Origin of the sequence: Streptomyces sp. NPDC007095 (assembly GCF_040634475.1) — a bacterium.
GTDB lineage: Bacteria > Actinomycetota > Actinomycetes > Streptomycetales > Streptomycetaceae > Streptomyces.
The window spans coordinates 20,116-31,632 of sequence record NZ_JBEYFS010000139.1; the positions used below are offsets into that span (position 1 = coordinate 20,116).

The 11,517-nt window shown below is 69.8% G+C and carries 13 protein-coding genes and 1 pseudogene; 8 read left to right on the forward strand and 6 right to left on the reverse strand.

Going from position 1 to position 11,517, the window contains the following annotated elements:
- Window positions 1-30: 30 nt before the first annotated feature.
- Window positions 31-942 (reverse strand): alpha/beta hydrolase, encoded by a 912-nt coding sequence (locus tag ABZ656_RS36785; RefSeq protein ID WP_101403126.1) that lies wholly within the window; start codon window positions 940-942, stop codon window positions 31-33.
- Window positions 943-1,041: 99 nt separating this feature from the next.
- Here ABZ656_RS36785 and ABZ656_RS36790 point away from each other — a divergent pair, with 99 nt between their 5' ends.
- From ABZ656_RS36790 to ABZ656_RS36805, 4 genes and pseudogenes are all read left to right on the forward strand, one after another.
- Window positions 1,042-1,494, forward strand: coding sequence for a MarR family transcriptional regulator (locus ABZ656_RS36790; protein ID WP_360273985.1), 453 nt, complete (start codon window positions 1,042-1,044; stop codon window positions 1,492-1,494).
- 434 nt (window positions 1,495-1,928) lie between these two features.
- Window positions 1,929-2,429 carry a hypothetical protein gene (locus ABZ656_RS36795; RefSeq protein WP_101403128.1) on the forward strand — a complete coding sequence of 167 codons (501 nt, stop codon included), beginning with the start codon at window positions 1,929-1,931 and terminating at the stop codon, window positions 2,427-2,429.
- Window positions 2,430-2,689: 260 nt separating this feature from the next.
- Window positions 2,690-2,779, forward strand: a pseudogene (locus tag ABZ656_RS36800) (hypothetical protein); the annotation flags it as partial.
- 223 nt (window positions 2,780-3,002) lie between these two features.
- Window positions 3,003-3,215, forward strand: coding sequence for a hypothetical protein (locus ABZ656_RS36805; protein WP_101403129.1), 213 nt, complete (start codon window positions 3,003-3,005; stop codon window positions 3,213-3,215).
- A 117-nt stretch (window positions 3,216-3,332) separates the two neighbouring features.
- Here the strand turns inward: ABZ656_RS36805 and ABZ656_RS36810 are convergent, their stop codons facing one another.
- Entirely contained in the window at window positions 3,333-4,055 is a 723-nt protein-coding gene (locus ABZ656_RS36810; protein WP_360273988.1) for a TetR/AcrR family transcriptional regulator, read from the reverse strand.
- Between the two features lie 56 nt (window positions 4,056-4,111).
- Between ABZ656_RS36810 and ABZ656_RS36815 the strand changes: the two genes are divergently transcribed.
- Complete coding sequence (locus tag ABZ656_RS36815) at window positions 4,112-5,731, forward strand: FAD-dependent oxidoreductase (RefSeq protein ID WP_360274012.1); 1,620 nt, start codon at window positions 4,112-4,114, stop codon at window positions 5,729-5,731.
- A gap of 127 nt (window positions 5,732-5,858) precedes the next feature.
- Here the strand turns inward: ABZ656_RS36815 and ABZ656_RS36820 are convergent, their stop codons facing one another.
- Both ABZ656_RS36820 and ABZ656_RS36825 read right to left on the reverse strand, forming a co-directional pair.
- The gene (locus ABZ656_RS36820; protein WP_360273991.1) at window positions 5,859-6,317 is read right to left on the reverse strand and encodes a hypothetical protein; all 459 of its coding nucleotides are present in this window, start codon (window positions 6,315-6,317) and stop codon (window positions 5,859-5,861) included.
- Between the two features lie 126 nt (window positions 6,318-6,443).
- Window positions 6,444-6,596, reverse strand: coding sequence for a hypothetical protein (locus ABZ656_RS36825; protein ID WP_360273994.1), 153 nt, complete (start codon window positions 6,594-6,596; stop codon window positions 6,444-6,446).
- 144 nt (window positions 6,597-6,740) lie between these two features.
- Between ABZ656_RS36825 and ABZ656_RS36830 the strand changes: the two genes are divergently transcribed.
- Window positions 6,741-7,007, forward strand: coding sequence for a hypothetical protein (locus ABZ656_RS36830; RefSeq protein WP_360273997.1), 267 nt, complete (start codon window positions 6,741-6,743; stop codon window positions 7,005-7,007).
- Between the two features lie 226 nt (window positions 7,008-7,233).
- On the opposite strand, the gene ABZ656_RS36835 is transcribed toward ABZ656_RS36830, so the two are convergent.
- Window positions 7,234-8,511 carry a bifunctional pirin family protein/GNAT family N-acetyltransferase gene (locus tag ABZ656_RS36835; protein ID WP_360274000.1) on the reverse strand — a complete coding sequence of 426 codons (1,278 nt, stop codon included), beginning with the start codon at window positions 8,509-8,511 and terminating at the stop codon, window positions 7,234-7,236.
- Window positions 8,512-8,588: 77 nt separating this feature from the next.
- Here ABZ656_RS36835 and ABZ656_RS36840 point away from each other — a divergent pair, with 77 nt between their 5' ends.
- Window positions 8,589-9,071, forward strand: a complete 483-nt coding sequence (locus ABZ656_RS36840; protein WP_360274003.1) for a carboxymuconolactone decarboxylase family protein — start codon at window positions 8,589-8,591, stop codon at window positions 9,069-9,071.
- Window positions 9,072-9,245: 174 nt separating this feature from the next.
- Here the strand turns inward: ABZ656_RS36840 and ABZ656_RS36845 are convergent, their stop codons facing one another.
- Window positions 9,246-9,830 (reverse strand): helix-turn-helix domain-containing protein, encoded by a 585-nt coding sequence (locus tag ABZ656_RS36845; RefSeq protein WP_360274006.1) that lies wholly within the window; start codon window positions 9,828-9,830, stop codon window positions 9,246-9,248.
- A gap of 226 nt (window positions 9,831-10,056) precedes the next feature.
- Between ABZ656_RS36845 and ABZ656_RS36850 the strand changes: the two genes are divergently transcribed.
- Window positions 10,057-10,821 carry an SDR family NAD(P)-dependent oxidoreductase gene (locus ABZ656_RS36850; RefSeq protein ID WP_101404087.1) on the forward strand — a complete coding sequence of 255 codons (765 nt, stop codon included), beginning with the start codon at window positions 10,057-10,059 and terminating at the stop codon, window positions 10,819-10,821.
- Window positions 10,822-11,517 lie beyond the last annotated feature (696 nt).

Consider the following 11,517-nt stretch of genomic DNA (forward strand, 5'->3'; position numbering starts at 1 on the left):
GACTCCGCCCGGTGTCCAGGAGTGCGGCCGTCAGAGCGCGGCTGGGGTGGTCGCCAGCCGGTCGAGTATGAAGCGACCGGCCCGGTCCAGTGCCGCGTCCGCTTCGTCGAGCGAACCGGTGAACGACTGGAAGACGTGTGGCACGTCGGCGGTGACGTCGAGGATCACATCGACACCGGCTGCGGCCGCCCGCGTCGCCAGTCGGGTCGAGTCGTCGAGCAGCACCTCGTTCGACCCGGCCTGCAGCAGCAGTGGCGGCAGCCCGGCGAGGTCGGCATGCACCGCGGGGCTCAGCAGCGGCTGCCGCGGGTCCTGGCCCGCCAGGTAATGGGCGCCCAGACGCTGCAGCGACTGGCGGGTGAACAGCGGGTCGATCCCGTCCTTGGTCGTCATGCTCTCGCCGCTGCGGGTCGCGTCGAGCCCCGGGGAGAACGCGACCACGCCGGCCGGCCGCGGCAGGCCGGCGTCACGCGAGGCGAGCACGGTCAGGATGCTCAGCCCGCCGCCGGCGGAGTCCCCGGCCAGTACGATCCGCTCGGGCGGCACGCCGTGCTCGAGCAGGTCGCGGTAGGCCGCGACGCCGTCGTCGATCGCGGCCGGGAACGGATGCTCAGGTGCGAGCCGGTAGTCGAGCGACACGGCCCGGACTCCCGTGCGCCGCACGAGCGCCGCGGTGATGTGCTGGGCCGTGGCGGGCGAGCCGAACACCCAGGACCCGCCATGGAAGTAGAGGATCGTCCCGTCGATCGCCTCGGCCTCCGGCTCGATCTCCAGTGCCGGGCGGCCGGCGAGGGCACTCGGGGTGAGGGAGACTCCGAGTGGCGATGGACTGCCGGCCATCATCGCAGCGAAATCCGCGCGCAGTTCGTCCGGTGTGCGACTGGCATCGATCGCCGTCGATCGCAGTAGGGCGTCAACCATCGCGCGCTGCTCCTTGCTCATGCTGTCCTCCGTACCGAGATGAGTGCGGGATCATGGCCCGCTGGGCGGTAACCCAACTATATTCCAAGGAAGATACTTCCTGAGAAGATGGAGTGTCATGTGACCAATCACGCACAGGTGTTCGCCGACCTCGTCCGGTACGAGACGAGGCTCTACAACGTCCTCGGCGAGCGACTGCGGGCCGAACACGGTCTGACCGCCAGCCAGTTCGAGTTCCTACGGATCATCGGCGACCGTGACGACTGTCGGGTGAACGACCTTGCCCAGGAGGTCGCCATCACCGTGGGCGCGACCAGCAAAGGGGTCGACCGACTCGAGGCCGCGGGGTGGGTGAGCCGCCGTCCCAACCCACAGAACCGCCGCTCGTCGCTGCTCGCCCTGACGGAGGCGGGCCGGCGACTCCTGGACGCCGCCACACCGACCTTCGAGAACGAGTTGCGCACATGGCTTGCCGACCCGTTGACGGCGCGGTCACTCGAACAGCTGGCGACCACCGTCGCCCGACTGCGGGGGACCATCGAGGACGCGCGTGTCGGCATGCCCACGGGCTGAACGATCGCGGCAGCCGTCGACGCCGAACGGCCCGGAGGGTATGCCCGATGTCAAACGGCCGATACGCGAAGCCGAATCGTGGGTGGCGTGTCCGTCGGGCCTTCGGCCGACGGCGCGGGAAGGTGTGCCGGTCGCCCCCGATTAGTGTCAGCCGGGCCGAGGAGTTGGAAGGCGTTGTCGACCGCGTCCGGGAGGATGCCGGCGTCGTCACCGGCGGGCTCACGGCCATCGTGCTCGACGCGTCCTGCTGGAGCAAAGCACCAGGAACTGCCGACAGGCCGCACCTGTACGCCACTTCCAGGGACGCACCCTGCTGGGATGCCCGCCGTTGTCACATTTCCCGACTCCCATCGCTCATACAGGGGAGCACGTCTCGCACGACGGTGTTCCGTGCAGCCGAACAACTGGAACAGCACCTGAGCGGAGGAGTAAAGATGAAGATCTCCCGGTTGGCCGCGGCAGTCGCTTTGGCTGCGGCCTTCGCCGCCAACACTGCCCCGGCAATCGCCTCGACCCCGGACAACCAGTACCAAGACGGCGTCACCACCGTCCCGGACAACCAGTACCAGGCAGAGGCCACAGGTAACCTCACGAGCACCACTGGGTCCTTGGACCCCTACGCCGACTCGTCTGGCCTCTTCAAATGGGGCGGCCCGAACAGTCTCACCGCGGTCACGATGACGGTGAAGCCGATCGATTCGCGATGCGACGGGCTCAAGATCGGCATTCGGCTGGTGACCATTCCCTACCGCGGCGCGAAGCACTACTGGCCCTGGCACGGCTACACGACCGGCTGTGGCAGGAACGTCACCTACAACACGTACGCCAACGATTCGAACGGAATTCACTACGCCACCGTGGAACTTGGCCTCTTCAACGGCGGCACGCTGAAGGGCACCAGGGAGGCGCCGCTCTCCAGGCGCCCGACCGCCTGAGACGGCAGGTCTGCCGGCCGTCGGCGGCTGGGCGTATGAGGTCTGTGCTCGAATGGCGCCAACGCGAAGGGGATGTACGTTGCATAGACCAACGTGCCTCTGTCGCGGTGACCGACGCAGGGGTACAACCTGTCGATCGCGTCAGCGAAATGCGAGGGGGCACCGTCCATCTCGACGTCCGTCGAAGTCGTCAACGGGCGTCTGGTCATCGACGGCACTTCCGACTTCAGCGCCAATCACCAGATGACGTGACGCCTTGAGTGTGGGGGAGGCCAGAGGGCGGCCGGCGGCAGGGGCTCGAGCGGGTCGCCCACCTCCGCGAGCTCGTCGCCTACTGGGCGGACAGGTTCGACTGGTCGACGCAGGACGTGGCGCTCGCCCGGTTCCCCCGCTTCCGCGTCCCCCTTCTGTGTCACACTTCCTCGTCCTGCTCAGCGGCCTCGGGACCCACTTCGTGCCCGCCCGGACCGCCGCGTCGGCCGGGCCCACGCTCAACCGTCGATGGCGGTGCCGGCGCAGCGGTTGGAAGCCCGATGCCTGGCAAGGCGAGTGGGCCATCCCAAAGACGGGCGGGTGCGCCTCGTCGCCACCACGGATGCCGGGCGCGAGCTGGTGGCCGAGCGCCGGCGAGCGCAGTGTGCCCGGGTGTCCGACCTGCTGGCCACGTTGCCCGAGCAGGGCGTGCAAGCGCTGCTCGAAGCCATGCGCACGCCCGTGCCCACCGTCCAGCGGATGGTCCAAGCCGCCCCGCAACCCGGCGTTTCCGGCGGCGGGTCAGCCCCCTGAACCTCCGGGCGGCGCTCTTAGGTATTGACACGCCGTCGGCGGAGGCACCGGACTACCCCATGATCCGGTGGGCGGCTCCCCGTTCGACCCGTCGCCGGCCGATTCGGCGCCGTCGGGCTAGCGATGTGCGAGTCCGTCGATCATCAGGGAGAGAGTGAAGTCGAACCGCTCGTGGCCCTCGCCGGCGGTGAGTTCGGCCGCGTAGCGGGTGGTGTGAGGGAAGGTCTCGGGAGGCAGCGCGGTCAGTCGGCGCTGGAGCTCGTCGGTGTCGAGGACCCAGTCCGCCTCGTTGTGGACCTTGCGCTGCCTCACGATGGAGATCTCCAGGCAGTAGCCGGCCACGTACAGCAAGAGGGCGTCGATGGCCCAGGCGGCGGCCTGCGGGGCCACACCGCCGGCGAGCAGGATCGCCAGCATCCCTTCGCTGACGCGCACGGTCTCGAGGTCGGTGGGGGCCATGGCGAGCGCGGCGCGGGAGATTCCGGGGTATTTCAGGTACTGGTCGCGTATCTGGGTGCACACGCTACGGATCTGCTCCCGCCAGGCTGCGGGGTCGGGCTCGGGTAGTACGAGCTCGGCGCACAGCCGTGCGATGAGCAGTTCGTCGAGGTCGGCCTTGTTGACCACGTGGGCGTAGAGCGAGGCGGGTCCGGTGTCGAGCGCGCCGGCCAGTCGGCGCATGGTCAGTGCCTCGTAGCCCTCTGTGGCGATGACGCCCAGCGCGGTGTCGATGACCTGCGGCACGGTGATCGGGGCCGTGCGCCGCCGCGGCCTGGGGGCGTCTTCGGCCCCGGGGTTCGGCAGCTGGTGGCGCGCCGCGCGTCGCTCTCTCGGGTTCACGCGACCACTATATCTTGACACGAACACCGTTCGTATATAGAACACTGTTCGTGAACATGAATGTGAACCAGAATGTGGACGTGACCGTGGTCGGAGCCGGGCCGGTGGGCCTCGTGCTCGCCGCCGAGCTGGCGCTCTCCGGGGCGACGGTGCAGGTACTCGAGCGGCGGCCCGAGCCGGACGAAGCGATGAAGGCGCAGTCGATCAACATGCCGACGGCCGAGGCACTGGACCGCCGTGGCCTGCTGCCTGCCGCCGAAAAGGTGCAGAAAGAGATACTCGAGCGGATGGGATCGTTCGCCCGCATGGTCGGCGACCGGACGCCCGGTGAGGGCCGGCGAGCGCCCGACTCGCGGTTCACCGGGCACTTCGCGGGAATGATCCTCGACGCCGACCTCGTGGACTGGTCCGATCCCGATTTCGCCGCGCACGCAGCGGCCGACGGAGCGCGGATGGTGCCGCAGCGTGAGCTGGAGGTGCTGCTCGCCGAGCACGTCGCGCGACTCGGCGTACCGGTGCGTCGCGGGGTGGAGGTCACCGCGCTCGAAGACACCGGCGACGGCGTGCTCGTCGGCACCACCGCCGGCCCGGTGCGCACCGGGTGGCTGCTCGGGTGCGACGGCGGGCACAGCGCCGTACGCCGCCTCGCGGGCATCGACTTCCCCGGCACCGACCCCGAACTCACCGGGTATCAGGCGGTCGTCGACATCGCCGACCCGGAGAAGCTCGCGAACGGATGGGTGTGGTCGCCCGCGGGGGCGTACCGCTGCGGGCCACAGGTCGGGCGGGTGGCCACCATGGAGTTCGACGGTCCTCCCGCCGACCGCTCGGCGCCGGTCACCCTGGATGAGCTGCAGACCAGCCTGCGCCGGGTCTCGGGGACCGACGTCACGCTGACGGCGCTGCGCGCCACCCCGACCCGCTGGACCGACAACACCCGCCAGGCCGCGGCCTACCGGTCGGGACGGGTGCTTCTGGCCGGCGACGCCGCGCACGTGCACCCGCCGTTCGGCGGGCAGGGGCTCAATCTCGGGGTCGGCGACGCGATGAACCTCGGATGGAAGCTCGGCGCCGTGGTCGCCGGGTGGGCGCCCGAAGGGCTGCTCGACACCTACGACGCCGAACGCCGTCCCCTTGGCGCCTGGGTGCTGGACTGGACGCGAGCCCAGATCGGGGTGCTGCGCGGGGACTCCAAGTCGGCCGCGCTGCGGGGGATCGTGGCCGATCTGCTCAACACTCGGGCGGGCACGACATACGCGGTCAAGAAGATCTCCGGCGTCACGCAGCGCGTCGACCTGCCCGGCGACCATCCGCTGGTCGGCGGGTTCGTCCCCGACCTGTGGCTGAGGGACGGCTCCCGTCTGGTCGACCACGGTCACGGCGGCGGGTTCCTGCTGCTCGACCGTACTCCGGATGGCGCGTTCGTCCGCCTCGCCGCGGCCTGGGCCGGGCGAGTGAGTAGCGTGACCGACGACCACGCGACGCCGACCGGGGTGTTGGTACGCCCGGACGGGGTGGTCGCCTGGGCCTTCGACACCGCTGATGCCACCGACACCGCTGACGCCTCCGACACCGCTGATGCCACCGACATCGCCGCCGTCACCGGCCTTGAAGCCGCCCTGCTCCGATGGGCCGGCGCGCCGTCGTCCTCACCCGAGCGCGAGCCGGTGGGCTGAATCCCTGTCCGTGTCGACCTCAGCCGATGGGAACAACCACTCCGTCAGCCGGAGCACAACTATTTCCGCGGCCTCGAACTGTCAGCCATGGGGAACCAACCCGGGTTTCGAGGCTGCGCGGGGGCGGTTACGGCGGCGTCGGTTCGGTCGGCCTTTGGTGGGTGGTGATTCCGGTGAGGACGAGGTCGATGCCGGCGAGAAACTCTGTTCGATCGTCGTGGTCGCGTAGTTGGTCTGCGACGTTGCGGGTGAACGAGTATTCGTCGGGGTCGAGGTGTGCCCATGCGGCCGAGGCGGTGTTGAGGAACTCGGTCCGGTTGGTGTCCGGTTGGTGTCCGCGGGCGTTGGCGGCGTTCTGTCCGCCCACTCCGAGGATGTAGTCCAGCAGCGTGGACGCGGCGGTGAACTGGGCGGTGTGGGGTACGCCGAGGGCCTGGGCCTGGCGTCCGAGGTGTTCGAAGACCCGCAGCGTGAGTGACTGCCCTGCGGCGCGGGCGAGCTGGGTGCCGATCCACGGGTGGGCGTCGATGGCGTCGAATACACCGAGTGCGAGGGCGCGGACGTCGAGGGCGACGGCCGTGATCACGTCGGCGATGTCCTCGTGAGTGACTTAGGCGGCCCGGCCGGTGCTCGCGTGTACGGGTGTGCGGGTGCTCCCGCGAGGTCGCTACCTGATCGGTGGAGCCCCGTTCGACGACCCGTCCCCGGTACATCACGACCACTCGTCGGTCACCTGTTGGGTGACGGCCAGGTTGTGGGTGACGCAGAGGTAGCTGATGCTGATCTCGTCGCGCAGGCCGGTGAGCAGAATGAGCACCTGCGCTGGGATGGAGACGTCCGGCGCGGAGACCGCCTCGTCGGGCACGAGGATCCGGGGCCGAGATACGAGAGGGCGCGGGCGATGCCCCCCGCCGGCGCCGGCCACCGGACAGCGCACTGGGCTTCGAGCGGCCCGTCCGGGCGTCCAGGCCCACCCTGTCGAGCAGTTCGGTGGAGGTGAGTTCGGTCCGTGACAGGGCACGAGGCGCGTTCCCTGTGCTTCGAGCCGGACTGGGCCCGGATCACCGGCCGCACGGCCGGGGCGAGGTGGCACGGACAGACCGAACCGGCCGTGGAATCGGTCGACTTGGCGGGGCCGGTCTCCCTCGAACTCGCCCTGACCGCCATCGGCCCGTCCACCGACTTCTTCGCGAGCTGCTGGACGTCCATCCCGACGGGGAGACCGAGCTCGTCGCCCAGGGAAGCTTCCACCTGGACGCTCCGGAGCGGCAGTTGACGCTGTTCCTCGGCCACGTCGGATACCGGCTACGGCTGTACGTGCACAGCGGCGACCTCCCCGAGTTCGTCCTCCCGGGGCGTCCAGCCGTGCTTCGACGAAGGCCGGCTTCCGCCCCCGGCCTCGCACCGGTGCCTGCGCGGCGCCGGCTTCCCCGGGGACCGGCGGCTCGTCGAACCGGTGCTCGTGACGTTTCCCGCCCGGGGCACCGCAGGGAGGTACGGGGTCAGCCCAGTTCCGTGTCCAGCCACGCCAGGACCTCGGGGGTCACGGGGTCGGTGATGTCGGCGAACTCGTCGTGCTTCTTCAGGAACTTCGCGACGTAAGGGCACACGGGAACTATCCGCATGCCGAGGTCGCGCACGTCGGTGAGCGCGTGCTCGACCAACCGCGCGGCCAGGCCCTGGCCGGCGAAGGCGTCGTCGACTTCGGTGTGGAAGAAGACGCGCTGTTCACCGCGATCGCGGTAGGCGGTGAGGCCGGCGCGCTTGCCGTCGACCAGGACTTCGTAGCGATGCCTGGCATCGTTCCGCTCGATGGTCGCAGCGGCGGGAGACTCGGTCATGAGATGCCTTTCGGGTGTGGGTCGGCGACGCGGCGGGTTGCCGCGCGGTGCGATGGTGGCATGCGGCAGAACGGGAGCGGGAAGACGGTCCCCCGGGTACCCCTCGACGGCGCCGAAGCGATCGGAGGCGTTCGCCCAGTCCTCCCGGGCGCGGACGATGTCCTCATGGCTACGGCCGATGAAGTTCCACCACATGACGATCTCTTCCTCGAACGGGGTTCCGCCGAGCAGTACGGTGCGAGCCGGGTCGTCCGACTCGTTCACCAACGTCAGACCTGTGATTCCGGTCTCGGCGTAACCCAGCTCCGCCGGACGCAGCAAGGTGTCGGCCATACGGACGTCTCCGTGGTCGACGAGCAGCCCGTGCTCGAAGCCGGGGTCCACGGCGAGCGTGACCGTCGCGCGCGGCTCCAGGACGATCTCGGCGCCGAGCAGGGGTGTGAAGGTGCGCACCGGGGACTCCTGACCGGCGAGGGAGCCCAGGAACACCCTGATCTCGGCCCCGTCGACCCGCCAGGGCTCGGGTACGTAGTGCTGGAAGTCCCGCTCCGCGTGCCGGTGTTCCTCGGGCAGCGCCACCCACAGCTGGACTCCGTGCAGGACCGTGGTGCGCGGGGTGGACACCTCCGAGTGGCTGATGCCGTGCCCGCCCGTCATGAGGTTCAGCTCGCCGGGCCGTACGTAGGCGTGGCTGCCGAGGCTGTCGCGGTGCTCGATCTCCCCGCTGAACAGCCAGCTCACCGTCTGCAGTCCGGTGTGCGGATGCGGGGCGACCTCCATGCCGCCCGTCTCGGCGATGTTGTCGGGACCGTAGTGGTCGGCGAAGCACCAGGCTCCGATCAGGGTCCGCGCGCGCTGCGGCAGTGTGCGCCGCACGGTCATCGCGCGCGGGCCGCCCAGGGGTACGTCACGTGGGGAGAGGACGTCGACTTCGCTCACCGGGAACCGCCTTCCGTCACCATGATAGTTTCAGATTCAACAACGATACTCGGAGCATAGTAGAACGGAGTCCGGGGTTGAGCAGCCATGTGACAGGAACCGCGACGCAGCGGATCTTCATCGACAAGCAGAGCCCGAAGGCCTATCACGAGCTGATCCAGACGTCGGAAGCGGTGCGCGCGACTGCCGCCGACGCGGGGCTCGACCGGACCGTGGTGGAGCTGATCAACCTCCGCGTGTCGCAGATCAACGGCTGCGCCTACTGTCTCAACGTGCACACCCGGGCCGCCCTGCATGCGGGCGAGACGGCGCAGCGCCTCGGAGTGCTGGCCGCCTGGCGGGACACCGAGCTGTTCACTCCCGCGGAGCGCGCGGCCCTCGCGCTGGCGGAGGCGACGACCGAGCCGACCGACGCCGCCGCGCAGGAAGCCGCCTGGGCGGCCGCCCGCGACACCCTCACCGACGACCAGGTCTCCGCGGTGATCTGGGTGGCGATCACCATCAACGCGTTCAACCGGGTCTCGATCATGAGTAAGCACCCGGTGCGTTCGGAGCGCTGATCCCGCCGGGGGAGCGGGAGCGGTTGTCCGGGTGCGGATCGGCACGGATCGGACGGGGGCGTCGAGGTCCCGGTCGTCGAGTGGTCGAGCGTGAGCAGGGGGCGGCCGCCGGCGACGCCGCCCCGGGGCCCGCACAGGCTGCGACAGCGTCGCAGTCCGGTCGCCGTCGGGGCGTCAGTCCGTCAGGATGCCGTGCAGTAGCAGGTCGATGAGTTTCGCGGCGAGATCGGGTCGGCGCTCGGTGTCGGCGATGAGGCTGATGCCGCCGAGCGCCATCAGTACGTCATGAGCCCCTACTTGCCCCCGGGTGACCCCCTGGCCCGCACCGGCGGTGAGGAGGTGGTCGATTGCCTCGGCGAGGTTGGCACGGGTCTGCAGCCGTTCGCCGTCGTCGGTCAGCACCACGCGGAGTGCGTCGGCCATGCCGTGCTTGGCGGCCATGAAGTCCATGAAGCGCTCCATCCACGTCTTCAGGGCGCACGCCGGGGGGAGTGAGGACGCGAGTTCAGGCGCCGCTTCGCACAGGAGTTGCACTTCGTGGCGGTACGTCGCCTCGATCAGCAGCTCCTTGGAAGGAAACCGCCGGTAGAGCGTACCGACGCCGACGCCGGCCTCGCGGGCGATGTCCTTCACCGAGGCGTTGAATCCGTCGCGGGCGAAGGCTGCCGCCGAGGCTTCGAGCAGTCGGTCTTCATTGCGCTGAGCGTCGGCTCGCAGCGGCCTCTGCCGCCTTGTCGCGTCGCTCTTGTTGTCGGTCAAGCCCTGCTCCGTCCTGTGACGCTTGCAACCGGAACCAGTTCCGCTTATCGTCCAAGCGGAACCAGTTCCGGATACTAGGTTACTGCGGCTTCGGGCCAGGTCGCGTACGAGCGGCCGTACGGCAGCCGTACCGCGGCTGTCTCTCCGAGACCCCCTTCGACGCTGCGGAGCCGCGCCATTCTCGCGTCCTGTCAGGCCGCGAGGACGACACATGGAGGACGAAAACATGACCGGACGACTGCAGGGCACAGTGGCGCTGGTGACCGGCGCCGGCAGCGGTATCGGGGAGGCGACCGCGCGCAGCCTTGCCGCGGAGGGGGCGGCCGTCGCCGTTCTCGGAAGGCGACGTGAGCGGCTGCAGGAGCTCGCGGAGAAGGTCCGGGCCGAGGGCGGTACAGCCTTCGTCGTCGTGGCCGACATCACCGACCGGCAGCAGGCCGCGGCGGCGGTGGAGAGAGTGGTGGCCGAGTCGGGCCGCCTGGACACGGTCGTCAACAACGCCGGCTTCATGGGCGTCGGGCAGGCCGTGGACTCACCGATCGAGGAGTGGGAGCGGATGCTCGAGGTCAATGTCCAGGGCTTGCTGTACATCACCCACGCTGCGCTGCCGCATCTCCTCCGCGCCGCCGAGGACTCCCCGCGGCGGGTGGCCGACCTGGTCAACATCAGTTCCACCGCGGGCCGGGTCGCCAGGCCAGGGACGGCCGTCTACAACCTGACGAAGTTCGGCGTCAACGGATTCACCGAAGCCCTGCGGCAGGAGGTCATGCACAAGCGCGTCCGGGTGAGCGTGGTCGAGCCCGGCACAGTGGACACGGAGCTGAGCACGCACCTCCGCGACGGTGTGCGGCAGGCGATCGAGAACCAGATCGAGGGCATGGAACTGCTGCGCCCAGAGGACATCGCCGACGCCGTCTCCTACATCGTCACCAGGGACCGTCGGGTGGCCGTCAACGAGATCCTCGTGCGCGCCGGCGAGCAGACCTGGTGACGGGACGGAGGTGAGGTTCGGCCAACCCGCCCTGCGCCGCCGGGGACGCAGGTGCCGGCCGGCGGCTTCGGCGGCATGGCCGGATCGCGGGCGTTGCGGAAAGCCGTCCGAAGGTGCCTGATCGGATACGGCCAGACGCGGACAAGCGGTGCAGCTGCCTCCTGGACGCTCACGGATGGGGCGAGATATACGACCGGTTACCGGGCCGAAGAGTTCGCGGCCTCGTACGAGGCGCCCACGGAGGCGGGCCACCAGGTCGTGGTGGCCACTCCCGACGGGGCCGTCCCGAACGTGAACATGATGAGCCTGCGCGCCTGCGCACTGAGATGGCGGGCAATGCCCAGTTCGCACTCGACCTGGAGGGAGTCATCCGCTCCGCGGAGGAGATGCGGCGGCCGATCCAGCTGTCGGACGCCCGCCTGGGGACTACGACGCCGTCTACTTCCCCGGCGGCCACGGCCCGATCGAGGACCTGGGGCGCAACGCCGACGCGGGCCTGCTGCTGACCGCGGCCCTCGCCTCGGGCGAACCGCTCGCCGTCGTCCGCCACGCCCCGGCCGCGAAGCCGGCCACGAGGATGCACGGCGATTCGCCCTTCGCCGGCTAGGTCCTGTCGTCAAATTCCCGTCGTCCGCCCGGAGGGCGGGCCCTGCGGCGTCAGGTGCGTGCTCTCGGCGTGCCGGGCACAGGCCCTCG